Genomic DNA, 24,278 nt, shown 5'->3' on the forward strand with positions numbered 1-24,278 from the left:
TTGGTTGTTGGAATCATCGAAAGAAAAACACTAAATGATAAAAAGAAGTTTTCCCAACGGGCACGCGTATTTCCAGTGCGTTTTGCAAAAGAAAGTAGGCTGCTGCCACCGAAATTATGACGATAATCGATAAGGCGTGCCCTGGATTAAAACCGCCATGCTTTGATAATCCCAAGGCGGTTAATGAAGTGATCAGGGTAAAATAAAAATAAATTTTCCCTACAGATTTACTTAAATCAATCTTGCCAAATCGAACATAAGATACAGCGACGGAGATAATGGCAATGACACCGATAGCGGTATGAAATATGCCTAAAGCGGATAGTCCCATAAATTTTTTATTTCGAAATGAATAGTAGGTTAAGCGTTTGTAAGTGAGGCTTCAGAAGTGATTTCAATTTTCAAAGCCTTTGAAATCAGACAGTTTTTTTCAGCGCCCTGAGTTATTTCCTTAAATTCTTCGGCGGATATTCCTTCAACGGTCCCACTAATGGCGAGATGAATTCCAGTGATGTCAAAACCTTGCATCGTTAAAGTGGCAGTAGTGTCTAATGCTTTTGGACTGATGCCTTTTTCGGTCAAGGCTAAACTGACAGCCATGGTAAAACATCCTGCGTGTGCGGCTGCCAGAAGTTCTTCAGGATTGGTTCCTTTTTCCCCATCGGCAAAACGGGTTTTGAAACTGTAATTGGTTTGATTTAGCGTTTCGCTTTGTGTAGTCAGGTTTCCTTTACCTTCTTTGATTGTTCCTTCCCAGTGTGCTTTTGCTGTACGTTTCATTTTGATTGTATTTTAAAGTTGTTTGTCATTATTGACAATACAAAATTGCAATACCAATGGGGCAATCATTTTGTAAATCAGTTCAAAGATTTGGTGATTTGGCTCAATTAGCAATTATTTGTGCTCAAGACGGTAATTCGATGGAGAAGTCTCGTATTTATCGTGAAAGCTTTTCGTGAAATTGGCCAGGTCATGAAAGCCGCAACTAAAAGCGATGTCGGAAATGCGCTTGTCGGAAATGCGAAGTAAATCTGCCGCTTTTTCCAGTCGTTTTGTCCTGATGTAATTGGCAGGGGAGTCGTTATAGACTTTGGTAAATTCCCTTTTAAATGAAGATACACTCAAATTGGCCTTTCTAGCCAGTTCATCAATACTTGCCGGTTCAAAAATATTAGCTTCAATGATTTGTTTGAAAGAATAAGTTGTTGGCGAATACAATTGGGAAAGGATTACCTGGATGTTGCCCGCATCTTTGGTTTGGGACAGTAGCAAAATGATTTCTTTTAGCTTCAATATCAGGATGTCTTCATTCACCAGGGTTGGGTTTTCGAAATAAAACAACAGTCCTTCGATATACTTGTGAATGAGAAAATCGCTGTTTATCCTCTCGTTGCTAAGATTGGAAACAATGTTTTTTGGTTTTTGAAGTAATTCAGGTAGTTCTTTTTCATAAATTTTCTGAAGAATATCCCGATGAAAAGTAACGATCACCACCTCAGCTTTGGCATCAGTTTCCGAATTTTGAATTCGCTTTCCACCCGACAGACAATTAAGCATTAATGAATAATGAACGGGAATATCTAATGAATCTTCTCCAAACTGAAAGCGAATGCCGCCATCCAGCATATACAGAAAACACGCCTGCTCCGAAACAGGGTAGTCATACTGGAAATCTTCGTCAAAAACTAATTTCTGAATGAACTGCTTTCCGAATAAATCAATTTTTCTACGCTCGATTGCCATTGAACAAATTTACCAAAACAAAAGCTATAATCCATATATTAGCAATGCAAAACCAACAAAACCATGGCTGCAATACAACTGGAAGTCTGACTCCAGATTTTGAATATTTCCTACGTATGGAAGTCCAAAGCAATTTTAGCCATACCATTCTTGGAATTTTCTGGCTCCCCAATGGTTTTGGTTCAACTAAGAAAGTAATGATGAAAAATCAGTGTTAAAATCATAAATTGCTTTCAATTAACCACACTTTGTTAGAGCTAGCATAAACATAAATTATATGTTATTTCATTATAAGTCAACCAAATTTTTTATGATGCTGGTTCTCATATTTTGCTTTAATTCCTGTACTCCGATTTTCGAAGACAGTCCTCTCACGCTGTTGAAAGAAGCTTATAATCATAAAAAAGCAAAAAAAGCTACGGTGTTTATGAATAGTGGGAATGCAACTACTGATAATTCGCTGCATGTAATTCTGGAAAATGCATATTTTGAAGTAACCGATGCGGAGTTGGGAAATGTTTTCATCGTAGATTCTGACCATAACTCTGTAAAAATGGATTCAAATGCGATAAACTTAACTTGGTTAAGTGAAAAAAAATTGGAAATCTCATTCAATTCAAAATTAAGGATATTTAAAAAAGCGAATGAAATAGATGGGGTGAAGATTGTATATAAAGATTTAAAGAAATAACCATATGACAGTGTAACTGACTTCGACCATCATGCGTACAAGTGATTTAACAAGCAAGATGCTAGCGTACCAGCATCTTAAAGATTTCAATAGCGATCAGGCTGTCGATTGGGCTCTCGAAATGATTTCGCTGGGCTACGACACACCTTCATTGCTCATACTTGCGGGAATTACCAAACCGACAAACTTCTTTGAAGCAGAAAAATATCTTCTCTCTTCTTTCATTGAGTTGGGTATTACGTTGCCAGAAGAACACGATGCAATTGTTGCGTACTGCCGAACTTTCATTGAAAAAATGGCTGGATCCATAGATGTTAAAAGCAATCTAAAGGCTTTGTATTCGACAGGTCTAGCTTTTGATTATGAAAAGCCAATTTTCGATTTTTATCTACTTTACTGGGCATGGGCTGATTTAGACTATGGCGAAACTTATCAGGATTATGTTCCAGAGGCTACTAAAGATAATATAGGAGGATTGGTAACAAATAGAGCAATCACGTGGCTGCAGAACAGTGACATGTTTAACCAAACTTGCTGAACCTTAAGTTAAGTAATAAATAATTTGACCTCTATTTTCAGAATACGGTGTCTACTATCTCCGAAACCTCCAATCTTAGCATTAACCGATCAATTTTCCTTCTAAACATTAAAAATTCCAACATTGTAAAGATTAGATAAATCATCGAAAAATTTAGGAGATTTCCTATCGAACTGAAACTATATAGCCGGATATCGGTGAGTATAGCGATTGATAAAAAAACGACACAAAATGATGGTATCCCGATGAATGTAAGTAATGACAGATAAAATTTATTTCTGATCTTATCTATGGTGTTTAAGAAGATGGTAAGCGAACAGAATAAAATTGCGAGGACAAAGGCAAATGAGTAAGCTAAGTTTAATGTGATGTCCAAAATTTGCAAAACATTTTCAAGGAAATTACCTTCAACATAATCTGTGTCGGCAATTACCATTCGATAAATGACGTAGAGCACAACACTCATTGGAATATTGAGCAACCAAAAGGTAAATATGGTTTTCTTCACCTTCTTTTTGTAGCTACTTTTAATAAAGCTCAGTTCTGTTCCACTATTTATGTTCATGTTGCTTAATGTAACAGGACTTGAACTTCGAATGTTTGGAAAATTGCACCTTAAAGCTGTTGACCTTTTGTTACCGGAAGAATCCTCCAACAACTATCAGTTTGGCATCAACTTATATACATGAGCCAGAGCATCCTCGCATTCTTTCTCAGTTCTAATTGGTTTCATTAATTGATATCATGCTGATTAGGTTGCCCATAGGACAATGTTTCCAACTTTAGGCGCTCAATTTTGTCTTTACACATCAGTCTGGTCAACTTTATAAAGGTGGATACACGGATCAATAATTGCTTTGCATCATTTTCTCCTACTGGAGAAGGAATACCGCAATTTACACCTGATCGGCCTTTGATCAGAATTTCAAACAGCCGTTTATCTTCTGTTGTGGCTAGTAACAACTGTTGTGGCTGATCTGAAAAACTACTGCATAGTCTTAGTAAATCGTACAGGGAGTATGATTCTACTCTGTAAGATAAATTTAGGCTTACCAGCAACATTATACATTGTTCCACAGTATGATGAAGCATCATTGCACATACAGTATGCTCGCCGTTTTTAAAACAGTGTGTTGCTCCGGCAAAGAACGCATCGGCTAGCGCAATATAATGTGAGAATTTCCTTTCAGCCTTTGTTAAGGCATTTAAAGTACTGAAGTTTCTGATGTATTCAGACTGTAACAATTCATTACAGCTGTATAGTAACTGCGCATGACCATATATGGTTACAAAGAACCTATCCTTAGCCTTGATCGCATTAGAAACCCTCTTCTGACTATGACAGAGCACTGTGATCCCACCAGTTTTAAAGCGTGCGTTGATGAATTTTTGCACAGTATGTGCTGTTGGTACATCTGATGTTGTCACCATTAACAAGCAATAATGACAATCTACATTTTCTCTCTTAGCTGTGAAACTACTACTGCTTTCTTGATAGACACTAATTTTGGCGAAACAGAAAAGCTGTTGTGGCTCAAACTTCCAGGTTAACAATCTGATTAATCTATTAAAAGACTTTGATTGTTTATTGAGTGCTGATAGAGGTTGCATTTCCATATATATTGATCTCATTTTATTAAGTGCATTTTAAATGAGTCTTGGAGATGCAGAAATAGGTGCGGAACTGCATATCGTGGTTGCATAAAAGTTTCTGAAGCCTTACGTAACACGAGTGAACAGCAGTCCCGCACCTATTTTAAGAATACGCAAATATAGCATATTAGAAAATAGGCTGGGCATTCTGCTGTCTTGCGTTACGGCTTCAGAAATGCAACCGCAAGACCATTAATACTTTACTGCTTGTTTATTTTCACATATTCAATTAATTCGTGGCCTAAGATATGGAGATAATTAAAATACTCCAAATAAAAATACTCTTTTTATGGAGTGTTCAAAAATGGAGTATTTGCTTTACTTTATTTTATGGCAAATAGGAATCCTTTGACAAGTGAACAAGAGCTCAGAAAAATAGGCTTAAGGCTTAAAAATCTAAGAAAATCCAAGGGCTATACTAGTCCAGATAAATTTTCTTATGAAAATAATCTAAACCGTTCGCAGTATGGTAAATATGAAGCAGGAAATGCCAATATAACCATAGGTACATTAATTACTATCTTGAATTGTTTCAGTGTCAGTTTAAGCGAGTTTTTCAATGAAGAATATGATAATACACAACAGATAAAGAAATGAATATAACTTATATAAAGGGAGATGCAACAATCCGCTACTTTGATAGAAAAAACATGGTAGTAACTGTTTACGACTTTTAATATGTGGGCGCCAATTTCGTTAAGCGAATTAGAAAAATACGTGTCGCGTGGAGAGTTAGAACTTGAGGATGAATTATTGAACTTTTGGAACTTAATAAAAATAGCACCTCAAAAATGGGAGGAGAAAGAATATGGAGCCGAGGGAGGTGGATTTTGGGTTGTCGCCATTTTTGGAACTGAGGTTATCTATTACAATGACATTGAAGAGGGATTTAACATTTCGAAATATGAAACTTATGGTCAAATTAAGGAATATTGGTGCAATCAAAGTGAACTTAATTGGATAATAATTGAACTTTACAAACGAATAAAAAGTAATGAGCTAACAAGTTGATAGGGTGATAGTATTTGACTGGAATCTATGTTCAACGGAAGCAGGATGTTTTAGCTCAATCACAGATAATCGCGCCGTTTGATCCTTTGATCCAGAGGACCTTGTCGTAGGCGAAACCATATATGCCATTGCGGCCCTGGATTTTCAGTTCTGAGCCAGGCTCAGGGTCTGGATTAGTTGAACACGTATGAGCCGCTACAGGCTCCGTTTTAGCCGCGGCATAAACCCAGAATTTTTCTTCCTTACCATCAATCATGAGGCGCCAGTATCTGTGGTAATAATATTTTCCCCGTGTTGAACCCGCACCAATAACCTTTGCATGCTTGATTACGGGTTCGGCAGCGGAAAGGTATCCAATAGTTAAATTTACCTTACAAGGCACATACATGGCAAAAACGAAAGCGACAGTTATTCCTATAATAGTAAACGTCTTATTGGCACCACTAAGCTCATTCCATTTCCCGGGCTGAGGCTCGCCTGTTGATGTCATTTTGCCGTACATCCACTTCATTGTAGGATCGGCGCGATAAATGACTACCGCAAATAATAATATAAATATAAGGGGCGGTAGGATCGTCATCAATTCCTGTTTCTGCCATACGAGTTCGCTGGCCCAAAGCGCGTCATTTCCGGTAAAAAATGAAAAAGCGTAAACAGCAGGTAGGGCATAAATTGATATTTTTTTTCGAAATAGCAGATCTGCAATAACGAGCAGGAGCAATCCCCACCATAAGATCAGAATGCATTGAGACAGGGGCAGGGGGCTATCCATATTAAGCCTTTGTCCTGCTTGCGTTATTAAATCAGCATACCAAAACCACCAGCTGAATGCTGTGATCGAAAAGATGGAGCTCATTTTCAATAGGATCAGTAGAGTGCTGCTTTTCTTGCTCATTTACATTGTTTTGGATACAAACAATTGGCTGGTACTTTCGTTTTGCTGATGAACCGGGTATTGATCAACGTACCGGCCATTTGCCATAGTAGGCTATCAACTCGTAGCGGCCCTTAATTTTACCGAAGGTAAATGAAAAATAGCTTTCAGCCCCAGTTCCAGGTTCCGGATACTGAATATAAAGTTCATACATTTTACTGCCACGATCGGTGAGTTTTCTAAGTTCCGCGAAATAAAGGTCGGTATTCCCTTCAATCTCGCTCAGCTGCGCTTCTGAAAGTTCAGGCAATAGTCGGATCACATCTGAATTGAAAACCTCTGGTCGGTAGGCCGGATATTCTTTAACGCTGATCGGGTCTGTCGGATATTCTTCGTTCTTAAGTTCAGCTTTTGCGGTGAAAAAAGGAAAGTGCATCATCAGGCCTATTCCCTTAAAATCTCTGACTTTTATTAGTGTCTGCAATTTTTTGACTTGGAGTCGGAATTGTGCTTCATCCCGATTGCCTTGGGCTTTCAGGTTCAGCGAAAACAATAGCGAAGCGCAAACGAGGTATTTAATGATGGCTGACATTTTTTGCACGTAAGTGTATTTATCGTCTTTCTGATTGTTGCTAGTGATAACTTTCTATTTGGGAAAATGTTTGCATTTTTTGGTTACGGATATGTAGAAGGGTTTGATGAAATACAGATTTTCCTGGACAGACTTATCTTAGGATTTAAATTTTGCTCTTGGAGATCAATGAATTGAATTTATGGCTGGAGCGTTGTCAAACCATTTCTGTGAACACTTGTTTGGTATTTCAACAAATGATACGAATTATGAACTTCGAAAAATCTCACCAAGTACATGCCGCATGTCCTCCTACAAGAGTTAATGAATGGGTAGAACAGCAACTAGCGGCGATCAAGGCTGAAGCTGTCCAACGAGATAAGGATTCCGAAACGCAGGAAACTTAATTTAAAACCCTAATGTCAATCTCAGTTGCTTTTCGCATAGATACTCTTATTCATGCTCATAAGAGGGCTGGTATTCTCGTTTAGTTCTTTTTAATCATGCAAACCCTGCGGCTCATGACCATTTGCATAGTTTGATTCACATAAAATTTTAAAATGAAAAGACGGGGTCTGGTTTGGTTTAAGAACGATCTAAGGTTGCACGATAATGAAGCCCTGATTAGGGCTCATCAGGAGTGCAGCAATTTGGTTTTCTGTTATTGTATTGAGCAAAGCGATTATGAAAAATCAGCACTTGGCTTCCGAAAAAAAGACGCTGTCCGGTTTAAGTTTATGCATCAGTCTGTTCTTGATTTAAGGAAGAACCTGGAATCTCTTGACGGACATTTAGTTATCGGAGAAACTTCAGCAATGGATACTATACCCGAGTTGGTTGAAGCCTATGAGATAACTGATATTTATGGAGAGGAGGAATATGCGCCTTACGAATTGGATTTGGTTAAGGCGGTGATGGATCGACTTCCGGCCCTGGAGTTCCATTTTTTCTGGGGAAAAACGCTTTACCATAAAGATGATATACCCTTTAAGATTGCTAAAATCCCACTAACCAGCAAAGCCTATAGAATTCCTGCCGGACGTGAGGCCGAGCCAAGGCAAACTATTGACCCGCCTTCCAAATTGAATGCTATTAAGGGTGTAAAAACAAAAAGGTTTCCTTCTTATAAGCTTTATGGGTTTCAGGAAAAGGAATATCAAGATGCAAAGCCACTAGTGGAGGGTGGCGAAACTGCGGCCTTGAAAAGGCTGCAATATTATACGTTCAAATCCGAACTGCTGACAGGATACAGATGGAGCAGAAACAAATCAGACGGTCTGGATTACAGTTCAAAACTTTCGCCCTATCTGGCTTTGGGTTGCATCTCCGCCAGGGAAATCTATGAGCGGGTAAAAGCGTACGAATCAAAAATCAAGAAAAACCAGAGTACCTGGTGGCTGGTTTTTGAATTGGTTTGGAGAGACTACTTTACATTCAAGGGGATGCGGTTAGGAACTGCAATATTTAAGACCAAGGGCTATAAGCACAAAGAAATAGCTTGGGAAAATGATGCTACGAAGTTTGAGAGATGGCGCTCAGGCCAGACGGGAATTCCTTTTGTAGACGCCCACATGCGGCAACTGAATCAGATGGGATACATGAGTAACCGGGGCAGGGTAAACTGTGCCAGTTATCTGACACACGATTTAAAGATTGACTGGACCTGGGGAGCAGCGTATTTTGAAAGCAAGTTGATTGACTACGATGTGAGTTCCAACTGGATGAACTGGCATATGCAGACATTTGAGATCTGGTACACCAATCCCGTCCACCAGTCCAATAAATACAAAGCACAGTAATTTATCCGGAAGTGGATACCTGAACTTGCGGACAGAAACGATATTGAAGTACTCGTTCCCTGGGAATTCGACATCCCGGTTTACCCGAAGCCTATTGAAGTATACGATAAATGGACCAGGGCGATCAACCTGATTAGAAAAGCAGGCGATAACCAGGTCTAAAACGTTAGCGCCCTTTATTCGGTTGTGATACTTCATCAGCAGCAATGACTACCAACTATCCCTAAAAGATTAAATTCTAGAGGATGCGATGATTTTCTACTACTAATCGTCTTAAAACTTGAAGGGGTTAGGATTGGCATTGGCTGAATTAAACACTCATTAAGTCCGAATGTTTAAATGATGCACCAATTGCAGGTATTTTACTGCTGCCCTGAATTGCAATAAGAATGAATTTTCGCGATCATACCGTCGTCGTTAAATTCATAAACATCGCAGGAATGGACTGCATTGACCAGTTGACCATCTTTTTTAAATTCACCGTAACCATAGATGACTACTTTGCCTTCTCCAACCAAACTTCCGCTTTCCCGAAAGTCGGTATCAATGGTGGAGAAATAGTCCGCTATCCCTTTGCAAAATTCCAGCACCTGCGCTTTTCCGATCAAATGTTTTTGGTCTTCATAGATGTGAAATTCGACTTCATGAGCAAGTCGGTCACTCACTTCATCGAATTTTCCGCCAGAGAATAGCCGTGCTACGGCCAACAAGTTTTCCATATATCAGTTATTTAATATCAATAAAACAGAATTAGCCGACATATAGTTTAGAAAAGGTGCGTAAAGACAATTTGTTCTCCGTTGTAATTATGAGGCAACATATGGGCCGCCGGGAACACCCCATCCCCATTTCGGCATTGGTTCATTTTCGCCGACAGCAATTTCATCCAGATTGGAATTGATCAGTGCCAGACGGGTGCCCCATTCTATGTAAGCCATGAACGCGGAGCGGAATTCCGGGTCATTCGGCAAGGCTAGTTCGTCTGCGGTTTCGATCAAAAGATGGATCCATTGTTTCCGCTGGTCTTCTGTTAAATGTTTGCCAATGTGGTGCTGGATCATTTTATAGTGACTTCCTTCTGAGGTGGAATAGAACCAGGCATCCCTCCAGCCCATTCATAAAGTGTCGGTATCTTGTTCATTATCTTTGTTTTAAGTAATGATAAATATTATTTATCAATCCTGCAAATCCAGTTTAGTTCAATGGCATATGAAGTACCGGCCATACTTTTTGCTGATCGTTGACGGACACATCCAACCGCATAAATTTCAGAAAGTGAAAGTTGAGTTATGGTGTTCTACTAATGGGCCAAATTAGTTCTGATTTGTCCCATTTTGAATAAAGCAAAAATGGGACAAGTCAGAATTTATCTGTCTTGTCCCATCGCGTGATCGAGATGGTGCAAAGTTCCGATCATTTCTTTCAAGATTTACAAGAATTTAGTGATATATATGAGCTGTTTTTGAAGGAACAAATTATTGAAGAAAGCAGTCAAAACATAAGGGAATTGTAGACCCTGCTTCAACGAATACCGGAAAGTTGTGATGGTCTCAGACTTGTGACCATCACACTTTGCATCCCAGAAGATTTTGCATTATTTTTATTAAACACACAAATAATAAATCTTATGATCAAATTAATTTTCTGTTCCGCTTTGGTACTTTGCTTTTCTCACCAAGTAGGAAAGACGCAGGTAGTAGTAAACCCAGACGGTAGCCATTCCGTTGTAATCGGTAACGTCATTGTTAACCCTGATGGTAGCCACTCAACCATTTCAGGTAATGTCATTGTAAATCCTAACGGTAGCCATCGGTGATTGCAGGTAACGCGCTCGTTAATCCAAATGGTACTCATTCAATGATCGCCGGAAACGTTCTGGTAAACCCAGACGGCAGCCATTCCGTGGTAACCGGTAATGTCATTGTTAACCCTAATGGCAGCCACTCAGTCATTTCAGGTAATGTCATTGTGAACCCTAACGGTAGTCATTCGGTAATTGCGGGTAATGTACTCGTCAATCCAAATGGTACTCATTCAATGATCGCCGGTAACGTTCTGGTAAACCCAGATGGAAGCCATTCCGTGTTAACCGGTACTGTCATTGTTAACCCTGATGGTAGCCATTCAGTCATTTCAGGTACTGTGCTCGTCAATCCAGATGGTACTCATTCAGTAATCGCCGGTAAGGTTCTGGTGAACCCAGATGGAAGCCGTTCAACTTGCTTTGAGAAATCAGCGGATGCAAAAAAGGCCAAATCTGCTTTGAAACTCAAAAATAGGGAACCCGGTGATTTCGAGTAGCGGATCATCCAATTGTTCGGAAAAAAAAGTGTAGAAAAGTGGCTCCCTCGGTGACACGCTTAAGGTGGATGCTAACTCAGGTCAAAAATTATAATAGTGTTGCATTACTGATATCTAGAGAGATTAGCAATAGCAGGTCAGTAGCCACCTTCTAGAATTATTATTTATTAAAATAAATACCCGCGTAAAACCGTTTATTACGCGGGTATTTCTCGTACTTCAACTTTCCATATCACAGATTTGTCTCATCAAAAGCTCAAGCGATGAGAAACAAAAGCAAGATTTTAGAAAGCGAAACTTTCGGCGACGGACGCCTGAATTATTTCATTGACTTCGCCCAGTCGGAAAATAACTCCAGATACCTGAAGATTACCCGCTCAGAGCGACAAGGTGATAATAAATTCAGCCGTAACTCTGTTGTAATCTTCGAACGCGACTTTCTTTTTTTGATTGAAAGTTTTTCCATGTTATTTAGCAGTATAGCTGAAAGGGAGAAGAAAGAATCCTTACAGCGCCCCACACCCAGCTATGTTAGTCTTAAATCCAATCGAGGCATCAAAAGCTGGGAGCTAGGAGAGTGGCCAAGGGAAAGGCTGATCGAAGGTGGCCCCGGGTCGGTATCCGATGCCGAACTCGTCGCGTTACTGATCGGTTCAGGTACCAAGCGCCTTACGGCAGTTGATCTGGCCAAAAAGATTTTGGTTTCAGTAGAAAATGATCTTCGTCAACTTGGGCGCCTTTCGCCTGATGTTTTGAAGAAGTTCCCGGGAATTGGAGATGCGAAGGCAGTAAACATCCTGGCCGCTTTGGAAATCGGCAGAAGGATGTCATTGCCTATCCCGATACCGGTACAATTAAAGGCCATTTAAAATTCGGCTCGTCTTGATCTATTTAATCCGCTCACAAATTAATTTTTAACATATGAATATTACAGGAAGAATTACCGCAGATGCTACCGTCAGGAGTATAGCAGGGAGTAAAAGTGTCGTTAATTTCACGGTTGCAGTGAACAAGTATTATGTTACGAATGGCGAACGTAAAAAGGAAACAAGGTTTTTTGAATGCGCATACTGGCGTTCAGACTCAGTTGCTTCGTATCTGAGGAAGGGAATTTTAGTAGAAGTTTACGGAGAGATAGGTGCCAGGGCTTATTTGAATAAAACGAACCAGCCCGTGGCTGTGCTGACATTAAGGGTTGATCGGATCGTCCTGCATGAATGGAATAAAGAATCACATTCCATAGCAGCGGAGGATATGGGAGCCGTTGGTGAAGATGGGCTGCTGCATTTTGAAGAGCTTCCGGTACGGGAATAGGGTGGAGTGAATCCGAGAGCAAGCAATTTGATTGGTTAATAAGCTTATGCTTATGATACCTGAACTCTTCTGAGAAGATGTCATTTTTGTCCTCGTAAGTTTAGTGTACTGCCGCTACCGCGTCACTGAAGCGGGACGGATCTTTTTTTTGAAGCAATCCATCGGATTGTTGTCCCAAATCCATTTTGCTGATTCAACTTGTCAAAGCTCACTGGCATACTGAACTTTTGGCTTCCGAGATTTGATCAGATTTGTACATTTGTTTAATTACAAGCACAATTTATGAAACAAAGGATTTCTTTGGCATCCCGTCTTTCTGAAGTATTATTGGATGGTACATGGATTGCCAATACCAATTTCAGGGCGCAGCTACTGAGCCTTAATTACGAGCAGGCGACGCGGAAGGTTGGCAATTTGAATACCATTGCTGCACTAACTTTTCATATCAATTATTATCTGGATGGCATTCTGAATGTATTTAGGGGAGGAGGGCTGGAAATCCACGACCAGTTCAGCTTTGATGTTCCGGAGATCTCATCTGAAGCTGAATGGAGGGGTATGGTGGATACGTTTATTGCCAGCTCTGAAGCGTTTGTACAAGCTGTTCAATCTTTGCCCGCGGAGATCCTAGATAAAGGTTTTGTGGAGGAAAAGTATGGAAGTTATCTCCGAAACATCGAGGGGGTCATTGAGCACAGTTATTACCACCTTGGCCAGGTTACACTGATCAAAAAGATAATTTTAGAACAGGAGCATCCCCACTCTGGTGGTCAGGGTTGATGGACTTGTCAAGCATTTAGACTCATTAATAATGTGACCATTAGTGAATAACAGGTTATTTGAAAAATCATTAAATTTTTAAAAGATAATATTATCGTACGATTTTAAATGTATGTTTGTTTTATTCGGAAACATTTTTCCAAGCAATTTAAAATGTCTAAGAAATTACTATTGTCAGGCTTCAGTTCATTGCTATGCCTCTGCGCATTGGGCCAGGTTAATGGCACGAGTAAGAATGGTGCGGTCCGTGATGTTGAAACCCACTTAATGACCCCAATTCAGTTTGCTGACAGCACTTATCAGTTTTTTACCCTGCAAGAACGCATGAAAATGTACGGGGTTCCCAGCATTTCTATAGCGGTAATTGACAAAGGAAAAATTGCCTGGTCGAAAGCTTACGGGATGGCGGATGTAGCCTCCAATCGGGCAGCCACAACATCAACACGGTATCAGGCTGCTTCCATGAGTAAATCTGTAAATGCTACAGCCGCCATGCGGCTGGTAAGAGCAGGTAAATTAGATCTGGACAAGGATATCCGGCAATACCTTAAAACATGGACAATTCCTGAGAACGAGTTTTCAAAAGGCAAAACGATCACCTTACGCCAGCTTTTGGGACACACAGCAGGGATGAGCGTCGGTGGTTTTGAGGGTTATGCGCTGGGAGATACCCTCCCTTCACTAAACCAGATATTAAACGGCCTTAGGCCTGCCAATTCGGATTCCATCAAACCAATTGCCCTGGCCGGAAAGAAGTTTTCTTATTCCGGCGGAGGTACGGTACTGTCCCGCAAAATTATGGAAGACCGAACTGGCATTACCTACCAGTACATCCTTAATAACGAGGTGTTGAAACCTTTGTCTATGCTCAACAGCACGTATGACCTTCATCCGGAAAAAGTAGGGAAAGACTGGGCAACCGCATATACTGGTCAAATGCAAGAGGTGCCTGGGAAATATAAAGTTTATCCGGAACTGGCCCCCGATGCGCTCTGGACGACACCCACGGACATGGCGAAATTTGTACTGGCGATACAGGCCAGTTTGAAAGGTCAGAAACCTGATTTTCTCTCGAAATCCGAGGTGATGCAATTGCTCACACCGGTTTTAGATTCGGCGCAGAACGCTCCCGGGTTTTTTATTCTAAAAAAAGGTACCGCTGCCTATTTTCAGCATGCCGGCTCAAACGTCGGGTTTAAAAGCAATTTTTACGGCTCATTTGAAGGAGGCAGAGGGGTGGTGGTCATGATGAACTGCGATGAATACGATATCATACCGGAAATCATCAACAGCGTGGCATATACTTATCATTGGAAAGATTTCTATAAGCCTGAAATACGAAAACTCAGCGAAGTACCTGTAAGCATGCTCACACAATATCAGGGAAACTATAAAATGCAGCAGCCCGCGGTCATGAATTTTCAGGTCAGGCTTAACCAAAGCAACCTGGAACTATCATCTGATGGAAAAACTTTTGAAAGAATGTATTTTACCGACCAGGCTGCATTTTTCCTGCTATCCAGCAAACAGCTAACCTTTCGTTTTGAAAAAAATCAGTCGGGGAAATTTGAACTGATTATCAAGCAAGGGAGTGATGAGTTCAAAGCGAAGCTGCTATAACTGTCTAAGTCCTGGTGAAGACACAGGCTATTCTGCAAGCAATGAATCGATCTGGCAAGACCGTTGACTCAGTATTCATCGATACTGAGTATTTTGAGCTTTCCCGAAAAACGTTATCCAGGCTCAATGGCAGGAGCACAGGCCATCTTTTTTTTACGAGCGGCCTGTGCGTTGTTACTGGTTTTGCGTTTCGCAAAACCTTTAGTGACTTACATAATAATTCAGCTCTGTTACGCCGGAAGTAAATTGTCGTGTACTCAACAAATCCAGTTTTATTTTATCTTTGATATCTGTAAATAGGGCTACGCCCTGGCCAATTATAATGGGATTCACAAATAGCCAGTAGCCGTCAATCAGGTTCAGTTGCATGAGGGAATGAGTTGCCGTCGGGCTACCGAATATCAGGATGTCTTCACCTGGCTGCTTTTTTATCTGTTCTATTCTCTCAGTTAGGTTGTCGCTGATGATTTCTGCGTTGATGAGGCCTGCTGAACTGATTGTTTTTGATAAAACAACTTTATGAACCCCCATATACCACTTTGAATGTTCAATATCATGCTTACTCGCAGTCGGTTTCTCTCCGGCTGTTGGCCAGTAATTTTCCATCATCTGAAAAGTTGATCGTCCGTACAATGCAATATCGCCCTTGCTGATTCTTTTCCCAACGTGATCAAAAATTTCCTCATCTACTTTAATCCAGTCCATTTCCCCGTTAGGCCCTGTCACAAAACCATCAAGGGACATGTGCATAAATGCAATTAGTTTTCTCATCGTGTTCTATTTAGTATTTTATTTAACGCCTAATATTTTAACATAGCTTTCAAGTCGGTTGAGTGTTTGCTTTCCGCCTTCGATTGCGTTGACCTTTTTATTTAATTCTTCAATGATGGCTTTTGACTTGAATACCGATTCCATGGTCAGCAACGTATTGCCTTCAAGCGCTTCAAATTGAATGGTAACTGTAAAATTGTAATCTTCGCTTTTCGCGCCTGTATGTTTATAGGACAACAAGGATGGTTTTCTCACCTCAACATACTCGATTTTGTTGTCCCAGTCTTTTCCCATTCCATGCATGATGAAATCCCAGACTTCCCCTGGCTTCACCGTCATTGATTTGGTCGTTAGCGAAAAACCATCTGGTCCCCACCATTCTTTAATATGTTCAGGGTTGGTCCAAACCTCCCAAACCAGTTCTCTGGGCGCGTGAAGTAACCTGGTATGGACGATTTTATTGTCTTCATGCTTGAATGTGTTGTAATTTTCCATCCTTTTACTTTTTCTTCTTTTGAATTTTAGCCAAATAACCTTCTAATGAGTCAAATTTGGTATCCCAATATTTCCTGTACTGATCTATCCAGTCTGATACTTCACTTAATTTTTCAAGCCTGGCCTCGCAATATCTTTCCCGTCCATGCTTGCTGATCACGATGAGCCCGCAATCGTTCAGAAACTGTACATGAAGCGAAACGGCCTGCCGGGTGATGTCAAACTCTTTGGCGATGGCATTGACATTAAGGGATTCCTGTGCCAGCATACCTAGGATTTGTCTGCGTGTGGGATCAGATATGGCCTGAAAGATGTCTCTGGATGTTGTTGTCATAATGCGCAAGTATTTGCTTGCAAATATATGTGCAAGTTTTGACTTGCGCAAATTTGTGCAGATCTTTATAGAGGCATTTTTCTAAGTTTACTGTATTGGAACTTCAGTTGACGAAGAGGGGGTACAATTGATTTGGTCGAAAGTAAGGTTATCCTTGTTGGCAGGCGCTTCATACTGTCTGTCTAAATAAGCCTGAAATCCCCGATCAGGAGAAAGGTAATCGCAAGCCAGCAGACTCAGGTTGCAGCTTAATAGATTTGATACATCCTACAGATTTGATACTTCCTATTGAAGAAGAATTTAATGTCTTGACACCTGAGTTTACCAGCCATCCGGCATTAGTGCATGTCGTCGGACAACTTGTTCTTGCGATTTGAGCTTGTTTCTGATCTTTTTATCCGAGTAATGATTTCAATACTCGGATAAAACTTGTTTACGTTTTTTCTCATGGGTGCAAATTATATACTTTAGCCGTAGACTTAATATTCATTCCAATGAACACCTCACTCTCAACGGCGGTTAAGACCTGCAACAATTGCGGGGAAACGTTTTCTCATGGCAGAGCCGATAAAAAATTTTGTACAGATGCATGCAGAACCGACTATGGGAATTTTTTGAAAATGCAGAGCCGTATTCAGTTACCTGTATTTGTTAAAACGATTGGCAAGATAATTTTGGAGAACTACAAAATTCTGAAAAAACTCAATGAAAACGGTTTGACAAAAATCTCCCGTGTGAAATTGGACGAAATGGGTTTCAACTTTCATTATCACACCAGTTCTTATACTACAAAGAGGGGAGACACCTATCGTTTTTGCTACGACCAGGGCTATCTTCTTATTAAAGATCACTTTGTGTTGCTGGTGGTCCAGGAAGAACAGGTATCTTCTGACAGGTTGCGGATAGGAGGAAATCGCGTGTCGCGATAGACCTCGAATAACTGGAAGTGCGCAGGCAATCCCGGCCATTCTTAGTCAAAAGGGAGTTTCCAAACAGGCGAGATGTATTGAGACTTTTTAAATTTCGAAACTGTACTCGATTATTGGTTCTTTTAAAAAAAGCCAGCCCTGGCGACGCAGAACAGTGGACCAACTACAGGCACCTGCGGTTTTGATATCGTCTGTAAAAATGTGTTAATTTAAATTGGGCTTGAAACGACTGATAAGGAGTTGCGCTAGGTGAACTTGAGACGGTGGGTATTCCTCTTTCGGCCATGACATTATTCTTTTTTTTTTGGCCAAATCATCAGGAAATGTGATGAATTTTAGACTTATGAAGGCTAGTTTACTGTTTGTATGCGATGAAGGCGTCGGGTATGGGGCGTTTTAGTAGGGGACGGCATTGCGCTGAATCGGATCCAAAATTCTGATTTTCGAAACAAATTTTCCTGCCGAATGTCATCAGCATAAGGTTTGTTAATAATCAGCGGGGTTCCATTTTTTCAGGAGCTCCGCTACTTAAAGCGTCCAAGGGTGATTCGTCACCTGCACACCGCAACATTCGGTTTTCGTTGATTCACTTCGGCCGCACGTGTCTTGTTGTTGCATTTGCCAAGCAGGGTATAGATCAGGATAAAGATAACAATAGTAGAGAGACAACCCCCTCCCAGTTTTTTTGCCCCCCAGGCAGCAATAATACCTCTGAAAAAATTGTTCACGTTTTGCTTTTTAGATTGAAACAGTTTTGGGCATTTAAAGTTTTCGTCTATGATCTGGGTAATGGATCCAGAGTACTGACGATAGAAAAAGAAAATACCTGGTTTCAAAACTTAAAATGTTTACAACGGTTTAGATAGAAAAATACTTTTGCAGATTCTCATCCCCCTGATATTCATTTTTCTGCTCGCCCGACTTTCAGTGGCAGCGTATAATTACTATTCCAATCCGCGGCTAACAGCAAGCCGTCGTTCAAGCGATGAACTGGTGTCGATTCTTATCCCCGCCAGGAATGAAGCGCAAAATCTGCACCGCATTTTGAATTCCGTGCTGGGCTTGAAGGGCGTTAAGTATGAGGTGATCGTATTAGATGACCATTCCGAAGATGAGACCTTTTCGATAGCCAGTAGCTACGGGTCGAAGCATGAGGCTATACAGGTAATTCGTGGTAAGCCGCTTAAAAAGGGCTGGACCGGTAAGAACTATGCCTGCTGGCAACTAGCCGAAGTTGCCAAGGGGGATTATTTGCTGTTCGTGGATGCAGATGTAAATCTTCATCCGCTTTTGCTCTCCAGCGCATTGCACCGACTCAAAGAACAGGAACTATCGCTGTTGTCCCTATTTAGCAACCAGCAGATGCTGAGCCTGGCTGAACAAAGTACAGTTCCGCTGATGCATTACTTATTGCTCACGCTATTGCCTTTGAAACTTATCCTTGGGCACCGGTTTGCCGTATTTTCCGCTGCCTGCGGTCAGTTCATGTTGTTTTCGGCTAAAGAATACCATCTTTACCGCTGGCATGATACTCTTCGTGGTAAAGTTGCCGAAGACCTTGGTATCATGAAAGCCCTGAAAGAAGCGGGTCTGAGAGGTGAGGGGCTGATGGCAAACGGGCTGGTCAGCTGCAGGATGTACCGCTCATTTAATGAGGCCATCATGGGCTTCAGTAAAAATTTCATGGCGCCATTCGATAACCGGCTCAGTCTTTTTCTTCCGTTTATTGTTACTCTTTCTCTTGGACCCTTGTTTATCATAGCCACCGGAGATTTATATCAATTGGTCTCACTAATACTGATCATTTTCTCAACCCGCATTTACACTTCAAAGCTTGCTGGAGAGGATTGGCGTACCAATTCACTGCTGCATCCGCTACAGATGCTGAATCTGCTGATCATTAGCGGGGCTGCAGTGCAGCAGCATCTTTTTAAGAACTCTGTTTGGAAGGGACGCGTTGTGGTACAGGTCCCTGCCGGCAGCTAGGCGATTTTCATCAATTATGCCCCAGATAGCCGGACGCCGACATTTTTTATCCTCAGCTAGGCAGGAAATATTGACCTAACCGCAAGGTATTTAAAGGAGTCAGATCCGGAATGGTTTGAGTTAAAGCCCATCCAATGTTCCTGGATCAATGCACCATTCCGCTATTAATCGCATACTAAGCTGCTTTACAGATCTTTATTCCAGCACCTGTCAATTTGTATAAATACGGTCATGATCGAATCGGGCAATACTCCCTTGCTGCCTTGCAGGCTAACGAACAGGCCCCTCAAAAAGCGGGTATCCTGGCCAATACCCAAACAGCCATTGGTTTCAATTCCCTTGCAAGTTTTCATGTTCAGGGAGATTTCAAATCTGGTTTCCATATGTTGCCCATAAAAAGAGCCGCTGCTGGCGGCTCCTATTAAAAAGCTTTTGAAATTGCTTGATCTCGATCTGGCGTGTTACTATTTTGGCTTCCTCTTGTTTGGGATGTTGATGCACAATTAAATGGATTAAGAATTATTTGTGTTTAAGGCACGGAAGGCGAAAACTTAAGTCAACAGGATTTGTTATCCTAGAAAAGACAAGATGAGCATGGTAGCGTTCAAAATGGAGCATGACAGCCCTTCCCGAGGCAGAGATTCGAAAAGTTTGTATGATAGGCCAGTCAAAATTCAGCTCTTCTCCGAGAAGATTCCAGATTGGCTGAAGAAAGCGAAAGATCCTGGTGTAATGCTCATAGAGCATCCGGATCTGCAACTTGTTTTTCAGGTCCGGTAAAGCTATGATGTTGCGACAGGTTCCCTGAAATGATAGCAGGTCGCTAAACAGGTCTATTCCTATAAAGGGCAACCATGCTGATCCAAAGTTAGGCCTCCATACCTGCGGTTGAATTGATAACCTTGTTCAGGTAATGCTGATTAATTTCTTTAAGCGAATGCATCTCTGGCCTTTGAAATGGCCTCCATCATGTCAATTCCTTGTCCAAGCACACCAGAAAAAATATCGCCGGTATCCTTCAGCCGTTCAGGGGAGTTGTGTATCGTGAAATCTTTCATGGTCAATCCAGGCTTCACTTCCTCCCATAACAGCGGCATGGAAACTGTTGCACCGGGTTTGGGTCTCAGGGAATACACGCCGGCAATGGTCGCCCCGGGCCGGTTCTGCAGAAAGTCCAGGTACATTTTCCCTTTCCGGTTGGAGATCATCCTTTCCAGGCTGGTGTATTTTGGAAGCTGTCGGTGAACGAGTTTGACCACCACCTGGGCAAAAAGCTGGCTCTGCTCATAGGTGTATTGGGCGCCGAGCGGAACATAAATGTGGATACCAGTCGAACCCGAGGTTTTTGGGAAAGAGGGGACGCCCATCCCGTCTAACACTGATTTAGTGGCCTGCGCAGCTTCGATGACCTGCTCAAAGGTATTTTTGTCAGGGTCCAGATCAATGACACAGTAATCCGGGTTGTCCGCAGACTGTACGCGGCTGAACCAGGGGTTCATTTCAATGCAGCCTAAAGTTGCCATCCAAAGTAAAGTTGCACGGTCATTTCCCAGCAGGTATTCTTTTTCCTCGCCTTTCTCATTGGTATGGGGCATGGTTCTGACCCAGTCTGGCGCGGTTTCAGCCACGTTTTTCTGATAAAAACTTTGACTGTGAATCCCGCCCGGAAAACGGTTGAGTGACATCGGCCGGTCCAGCAGATAAGGCACCATGTATGGCGCTACCTTGTCGTAGTAGTTGAACATATCGCGTTTGCTGATCCCGTCTTCCGGCCAGTACAATTTATTGAGGTTGGTGAACTTGATGGGATGCCCGTCGATTTTCTTCTCAGCAATTTCAGCGGTTCCGGTAATCAATGGCTTTAGCGGCATCCTGCGCCTGACTCCTTTAATCTGTTTTCGGTTTGCTGCTGAAGTTATGTTGCTGGTTGTTTTCGTTTTCTTTTCCGGGTGTTCCCCTGGCCGATGACCAATGACCTCTTCAGTTTCTGCAGCTAATTCCAGTACGACATCCGCAGGATTTTTATCTTCCCGCATTCCTTTGAAGGAGGCCTGCCGGAGCCTTCCGTCGCGGGTGATCTCGGCAAATTCAATCTCGCAGACCAGCTTTGGTTTGAGCCATGTCGGTTTTGCGCCCAATCGTTGTGGTCGGAACCTTGACGGCTCATCCACATCGGGTATCAGGTCAAATGGGCAGCTTTTAGTTTCCAGTGGTTTAAACTGTTTGAGCAATGCTTTCTGGTCCTGGTCGTTAAAGCCCGTACCAACTTTGCCAATGTATTTCAGTACGCCATTGCTATTGTAAATGCCAACCGCGAGTGCGCTGAAAAATTTCCCGCTGTCCTGGTTTTTAGTATAGCCTGCAATCACCACTTCCTGCCTGCGTTTCGCTTTGACTTTCAGCCATTCCCGGGACCTGTGGTCGCCAGTGTAGACACTTTCTTTTCTTTTGGCGATGATGCCTTCCAACTTTTGTTTTTTAGCGGATTCGTAAAATGCCAGTCCATTTTCCACGAATTGTTCGCTGATTCTGATTGTTGCATTTTTTGCTGGAATGGTGGCTTCCAGGATTTTTCTGCGCGCTGTTAAAGGCAGTTCGGTCAGCAGTTTTCCTTCCAGCCACAGGATATCAAAGACGTAAAATACCAGGGTCAGGTCTTTGGTGCTGCGCCAGTTTTGCAAAGCGCCAAAGTCGGGTCTGCCATTTCCAGAAAGCGCAACCAGCTCACCGTCCAATACGACATTTGTGTCCCAGCTTTCCAGTTCTTCATTCACCAGGGTAAAATGATCATACACCAGATTGTTTCGGGATACCAGTTCTACCAGGCCGTTTTCTACAAAAGCCAGTGCCCGGTAACCATCCCATTTGATTTCATAGACCCAGTCCGGATCATGAAATGGCTTATCCACGGTACTTGCTTTCATGGCTTTGACGTCCCTGGGCATTTCTGATAGGGGTGCTGCTGTCAGCAATTTTTGAACCTCGGCAGCAGCCTTGACGCCAATTTTAGCAGTCGTCTGCTTTTTTGCTTTGGCTATGGTGGGTTTCTCAGGCTTGTCTGCCTTTGCTTTTTTTGATTTTTGCTTTGTTTTCGGTTCTGGCTGATCCCCCAGTTCAATCCATACGGGGGCATGATCGCTGGATTTCTCCCAACCCCGCACATGTTTATCCACTTCAGCTTCTTGAAGTTTTGTTGCCAGTTCCGGGTTGAGCAGGAAATGGTCCAGGCGTAAGCCTGCATCCCTGTCATAAGCTTTCCGCAAATAGTCCCAAAATGTATAGATCCGCTCACCAGGATGCAATTCCCGGACAGCATCCGTCCAGCCCTGGTTGACGAGTTCTTTGAAAGCTGCCCTGATCTCTTTCCGGAACAGGGCGTTATTGGTATATTTTTCCGGCTTGTAGGTATCCAGTTCTGTGGGCATCACATTGTAGTCGCCAATAAGCATAACAGGGAGCCCGGTTTTCAGCAAGGTTTTGCCGTGATCCATCAACCGGTCAAACCAGCGGAGCTTGTATTCAAATTTTGGTCCGGGATAGGGATTGCCGTTTGGCAGGTAGATGCAGCCGATAACCATTCCAAAAGTAAAGCCTTCAATGTAACGGCTATGGTTAAAGCTGGCGTCTTCGCCGGGAAGATCGGTACGAAGCTCTTTAATCTCTTCTTTTGACAGGATGGCTACGCCATTCCAGCTTTTCTCTCCTTTCCAAATGGCCTGGTATCCGGCCTGGTTAATCGCAGCTTCCGGGAATCGGCTGGTTTCGCATTTGAGCTCCTGCAAGCAGACCACATCCGGCTGCGCCTCTTTCAGCCAGCGCAGCAGGTTTTTCAGGCGTCCGTTGACCCCATTGATGTTGTAGCTCGCAATCTTCATTTTTGGGAGATAATTAGTATGTTTTCCCTTTCCAGTTGGTGAGCAATACGGTAGCTCCGGCAATGGCGGTGAAGGCGAGGTTGAAGATCAGCTCTTTGCGGTTTTTGCGGAAAGCGGGTGCCAGGCTTTGCAGGGCAAATTGCGCAATGTTGAAAGGGTCAATTTTTCCGTGGGTTGTAAAGGGGATCAGTTTTTTCACCGCTACCGGTTGCCGGCTGAGCGCTATATAGGGAAGGAGCAGGGCTGCTTCTGTGGCATAGGTCAGTTTGACTTTCTTATTCATTTTCAGCAGGCTGGGCAGGATGAGTAAAGCACCCGCCAGGGCGTAGTCGATTAGTGCGTGCTGCTTGGGGCTGATGACTTTTGCTTTCATATCGAATCACTTAATTGACCTTACGGTCCTGATGTTAGTTAAACAATTTGCGTTGGCTTTGTTTCTCGTAAGTGCACCGTGCAAGCCTTTCAATATAAAAAACCGCAAATCTTGCGGCCTTCAGGCTTTAAACTTGCGGAAGCTGCCCCTGTTTGATGTCTTCAACTGCCGCTTTGGTTTTCTCTATCCATTCAGGGGCTTTTTCTTTGAGCTCATCGAATTTTGAATAGCCGAGTGCATCCTTTTTTGTCATGTATTTGATGGCCTCGTAAATCGCGATGCCTACAATTGCATTTTTTATAAATCCCATATGCTTAATTTTTCTTATGTAACAGGAGTCAGGCAGTTAAGTTTTATGTTTTTTATGCTGGTATCCGATGATCGTTCCCATAGCGCGTCAATTGGTATTGACCAAAAAAAGGAAGCATGCTGACTGGGTACTGCGGTTCTTGGAGAGGCCAAAAATACTCTTTTAATCAGGTCATAGTTAAGCCATTGTTATTCATTATCCGCCCGGGCAGCAAGCCCTTATGAACCGTCCCAAGTCTTTATGATCTCTTCTTTCAGCACATTGACGCCAATGCTCCCTCTATTCAAGCCAAACCATGTGTTTCAATCCT

30 protein-coding genes are annotated in these 24,278 nt (G+C 42.2%); 14 read left to right on the plus strand and 16 right to left on the minus strand.

Going from position 1 to position 24,278, the window contains the following annotated elements:
* Positions 1-13 precede the first annotated feature (13 nt).
* The 3 genes from WAE59_RS06160 to WAE59_RS06170 form a co-directional block, all read right to left on the minus strand.
* A complete protein-coding gene (locus tag WAE59_RS06160; protein ID WP_337855060.1) occupies positions 14-331 on the minus strand; it encodes a hypothetical protein in 318 nt (105 codons plus the stop codon).
* A gap of 29 nt (positions 332-360) precedes the next feature.
* Complete coding sequence (locus WAE59_RS06165) at positions 361-780, minus strand: OsmC family peroxiredoxin (RefSeq protein WP_337855061.1); 420 nt, start codon at positions 778-780, stop codon at positions 361-363.
* Between the two features lie 114 nt (positions 781-894).
* Positions 895-1,743 (minus strand): helix-turn-helix domain-containing protein, encoded by an 849-nt coding sequence (locus WAE59_RS06170; protein WP_337855062.1) that lies wholly within the window; start codon positions 1,741-1,743, stop codon positions 895-897.
* Between the two features lie 44 nt (positions 1,744-1,787).
* On the opposite strand from WAE59_RS06170, the gene WAE59_RS25835 reads away from it, so the two are divergent.
* From WAE59_RS25835 to WAE59_RS06180, 3 genes are all read left to right on the plus strand, one after another.
* Positions 1,788-1,961, plus strand: a complete 174-nt coding sequence (locus WAE59_RS25835) for a DUF4184 family protein (RefSeq protein ID WP_443147249.1) — start codon at positions 1,788-1,790, stop codon at positions 1,959-1,961.
* A 92-nt stretch (positions 1,962-2,053) separates the two neighbouring features.
* Positions 2,054-2,434: a hypothetical protein gene (locus tag WAE59_RS06175; RefSeq protein WP_337855063.1), complete on the plus strand. Its 381-nt coding sequence runs from the start codon at positions 2,054-2,056 to the stop codon at positions 2,432-2,434.
* A 31-nt stretch (positions 2,435-2,465) separates the two neighbouring features.
* Positions 2,466-2,972, plus strand: coding sequence for a hypothetical protein (locus tag WAE59_RS06180; RefSeq protein WP_337855064.1), 507 nt, complete (start codon positions 2,466-2,468; stop codon positions 2,970-2,972).
* Positions 2,973-3,704: 732 nt separating this feature from the next.
* Here the strand turns inward: WAE59_RS06180 and WAE59_RS06185 are convergent.
* Complete coding sequence (locus tag WAE59_RS06185; RefSeq protein ID WP_337855065.1) at positions 3,705-4,589, minus strand: hypothetical protein; 885 nt, start codon at positions 4,587-4,589, stop codon at positions 3,705-3,707.
* A 366-nt stretch (positions 4,590-4,955) separates the two neighbouring features.
* Here WAE59_RS06185 and WAE59_RS06190 point away from each other — a divergent pair, with 366 nt between their 5' ends.
* Together WAE59_RS06190 and WAE59_RS06195 are read left to right on the plus strand one after the other, a co-directional pair.
* Positions 4,956-5,222, plus strand: coding sequence for a helix-turn-helix domain-containing protein (locus tag WAE59_RS06190; protein ID WP_337855066.1), 267 nt, complete (start codon positions 4,956-4,958; stop codon positions 5,220-5,222).
* A 120-nt stretch (positions 5,223-5,342) separates the two neighbouring features.
* The gene (locus WAE59_RS06195; protein ID WP_337855067.1) at positions 5,343-5,636 is read left to right on the plus strand and encodes a hypothetical protein; all 294 of its coding nucleotides are present in this window, start codon (positions 5,343-5,345) and stop codon (positions 5,634-5,636) included.
* Between the two features lie 55 nt (positions 5,637-5,691).
* Here WAE59_RS06195 and WAE59_RS06200 read toward each other — a convergent pair whose 3' ends face one another.
* Together WAE59_RS06200 and WAE59_RS06205 are read right to left on the minus strand one after the other, a co-directional pair.
* The gene (locus WAE59_RS06200) at positions 5,692-6,531 is read right to left on the minus strand and encodes a hypothetical protein (protein WP_337855068.1); all 840 of its coding nucleotides are present in this window, start codon (positions 6,529-6,531) and stop codon (positions 5,692-5,694) included.
* Positions 6,532-6,595: 64 nt separating this feature from the next.
* On the minus strand, positions 6,596-7,102 hold the full coding sequence (locus tag WAE59_RS06205) for a hypothetical protein (protein WP_337855069.1): 507 nt from the start codon (positions 7,100-7,102) through the stop codon (positions 6,596-6,598).
* Between the two features lie 539 nt (positions 7,103-7,641).
* On the opposite strand from WAE59_RS06205, the gene WAE59_RS06210 reads away from it, so the two are divergent.
* Complete coding sequence (locus tag WAE59_RS06210; RefSeq protein ID WP_337855070.1) at positions 7,642-8,880, plus strand: DASH family cryptochrome; 1,239 nt, start codon at positions 7,642-7,644, stop codon at positions 8,878-8,880.
* A gap of 362 nt (positions 8,881-9,242) precedes the next feature.
* Here the strand turns inward: WAE59_RS06210 and WAE59_RS06215 are convergent, their stop codons facing one another.
* Entirely contained in the window at positions 9,243-9,599 is a 357-nt protein-coding gene (locus WAE59_RS06215; RefSeq protein ID WP_337855071.1) for a nuclear transport factor 2 family protein, read from the minus strand.
* An 87-nt stretch (positions 9,600-9,686) separates the two neighbouring features.
* Positions 9,687-9,995, minus strand: a complete 309-nt coding sequence (locus WAE59_RS06220) for a hypothetical protein (protein ID WP_337855072.1) — start codon at positions 9,993-9,995, stop codon at positions 9,687-9,689.
* Between the two features lie 697 nt (positions 9,996-10,692).
* Here WAE59_RS06220 and WAE59_RS06225 point away from each other — a divergent pair.
* From WAE59_RS06225 to WAE59_RS06245, 5 genes are all read left to right on the plus strand, one after another.
* Positions 10,693-11,181, plus strand: coding sequence for a hypothetical protein (locus tag WAE59_RS06225; protein ID WP_337855073.1), 489 nt, complete (start codon positions 10,693-10,695; stop codon positions 11,179-11,181).
* A gap of 263 nt (positions 11,182-11,444) precedes the next feature.
* Positions 11,445-12,050, plus strand: a complete 606-nt coding sequence (locus tag WAE59_RS06230; protein ID WP_337855074.1) for a UPF0758 domain-containing protein — start codon at positions 11,445-11,447, stop codon at positions 12,048-12,050.
* Between the two features lie 52 nt (positions 12,051-12,102).
* Positions 12,103-12,495, plus strand: a complete 393-nt coding sequence (locus tag WAE59_RS06235; protein ID WP_337855075.1) for a single-stranded DNA-binding protein — start codon at positions 12,103-12,105, stop codon at positions 12,493-12,495.
* Between the two features lie 282 nt (positions 12,496-12,777).
* Complete coding sequence (locus tag WAE59_RS06240) at positions 12,778-13,275, plus strand: DUF1572 domain-containing protein (protein ID WP_337855076.1); 498 nt, start codon at positions 12,778-12,780, stop codon at positions 13,273-13,275.
* A gap of 153 nt (positions 13,276-13,428) precedes the next feature.
* The gene (locus WAE59_RS06245; RefSeq protein ID WP_337855077.1) at positions 13,429-14,895 is read left to right on the plus strand and encodes a serine hydrolase domain-containing protein; all 1,467 of its coding nucleotides are present in this window, start codon (positions 13,429-13,431) and stop codon (positions 14,893-14,895) included.
* Between the two features lie 201 nt (positions 14,896-15,096).
* On the opposite strand, the gene WAE59_RS06250 is transcribed toward WAE59_RS06245, so the two are convergent.
* Genes WAE59_RS06250 through WAE59_RS06260 form a run of 3 tightly spaced genes read right to left on the minus strand, consistent with a single transcriptional unit; the run spans position 15,097 to position 16,495 of the window.
* Positions 15,097-15,666 (minus strand): dihydrofolate reductase family protein, encoded by a 570-nt coding sequence (locus WAE59_RS06250; RefSeq protein WP_337855078.1) that lies wholly within the window; start codon positions 15,664-15,666, stop codon positions 15,097-15,099.
* 18 nt (positions 15,667-15,684) lie between these two features.
* Complete coding sequence (locus WAE59_RS06255) at positions 15,685-16,161, minus strand: SRPBCC domain-containing protein (protein ID WP_337855079.1); 477 nt, start codon at positions 16,159-16,161, stop codon at positions 15,685-15,687.
* Positions 16,162-16,165: 4 nt separating this feature from the next.
* Positions 16,166-16,495 carry an ArsR/SmtB family transcription factor gene (locus WAE59_RS06260; RefSeq protein WP_337855080.1) on the minus strand — a complete coding sequence of 110 codons (330 nt, stop codon included), beginning with the start codon at positions 16,493-16,495 and terminating at the stop codon, positions 16,166-16,168.
* A gap of 494 nt (positions 16,496-16,989) precedes the next feature.
* Between WAE59_RS06260 and WAE59_RS06265 the strand changes: the two genes are divergently transcribed.
* A complete protein-coding gene (locus WAE59_RS06265) occupies positions 16,990-17,424 on the plus strand; it encodes a hypothetical protein (protein ID WP_337855081.1) in 435 nt (144 codons plus the stop codon).
* Positions 17,425-17,975: 551 nt separating this feature from the next.
* On the opposite strand, the gene WAE59_RS06270 is transcribed toward WAE59_RS06265, so the two are convergent.
* Positions 17,976-18,260 (minus strand): hypothetical protein, encoded by a 285-nt coding sequence (locus WAE59_RS06270; RefSeq protein ID WP_337855082.1) that lies wholly within the window; start codon positions 18,258-18,260, stop codon positions 17,976-17,978.
* Between the two features lie 40 nt (positions 18,261-18,300).
* On the opposite strand from WAE59_RS06270, the gene WAE59_RS06275 reads away from it, so the two are divergent.
* A complete protein-coding gene (locus WAE59_RS06275; RefSeq protein ID WP_337855083.1) occupies positions 18,301-19,410 on the plus strand; it encodes a glycosyltransferase in 1,110 nt (369 codons plus the stop codon).
* Between the two features lie 185 nt (positions 19,411-19,595).
* Here WAE59_RS06275 and WAE59_RS06280 read toward each other — a convergent pair whose 3' ends face one another.
* Complete coding sequence (locus WAE59_RS06280) at positions 19,596-19,793, minus strand: hypothetical protein (RefSeq protein WP_337855084.1); 198 nt, start codon at positions 19,791-19,793, stop codon at positions 19,596-19,598.
* 205 nt (positions 19,794-19,998) lie between these two features.
* Here WAE59_RS06280 and WAE59_RS06285 point away from each other — a divergent pair, with 205 nt between their 5' ends.
* Positions 19,999-20,190, plus strand: a complete 192-nt coding sequence (locus WAE59_RS06285) for a hypothetical protein (protein ID WP_337855085.1) — start codon at positions 19,999-20,001, stop codon at positions 20,188-20,190.
* Positions 20,191-20,339: 149 nt separating this feature from the next.
* Here the strand turns inward: WAE59_RS06285 and ligD are convergent, their stop codons facing one another.
* From ligD to WAE59_RS06300, 3 genes are all read right to left on the minus strand, one after another.
* The gene (gene ligD / locus WAE59_RS06290) at positions 20,340-23,285 is read right to left on the minus strand and encodes a DNA ligase D (RefSeq protein ID WP_337855086.1); all 2,946 of its coding nucleotides are present in this window, start codon (positions 23,283-23,285) and stop codon (positions 20,340-20,342) included.
* A 13-nt stretch (positions 23,286-23,298) separates the two neighbouring features.
* A complete protein-coding gene (locus WAE59_RS06295) occupies positions 23,299-23,658 on the minus strand; it encodes a hypothetical protein (protein ID WP_337855087.1) in 360 nt (119 codons plus the stop codon).
* Between the two features lie 127 nt (positions 23,659-23,785).
* On the minus strand, positions 23,786-23,968 hold the full coding sequence (locus WAE59_RS06300) for a YtxH domain-containing protein (protein ID WP_337855088.1): 183 nt from the start codon (positions 23,966-23,968) through the stop codon (positions 23,786-23,788).
* Positions 23,969-24,278: the final 310 nt, after the last annotated feature.

It is taken from the genome of Pedobacter sp. GR22-6 (assembly GCF_037402555.1).
Classification (GTDB): domain Bacteria; phylum Bacteroidota; class Bacteroidia; order Sphingobacteriales; family Sphingobacteriaceae; genus Pedobacter.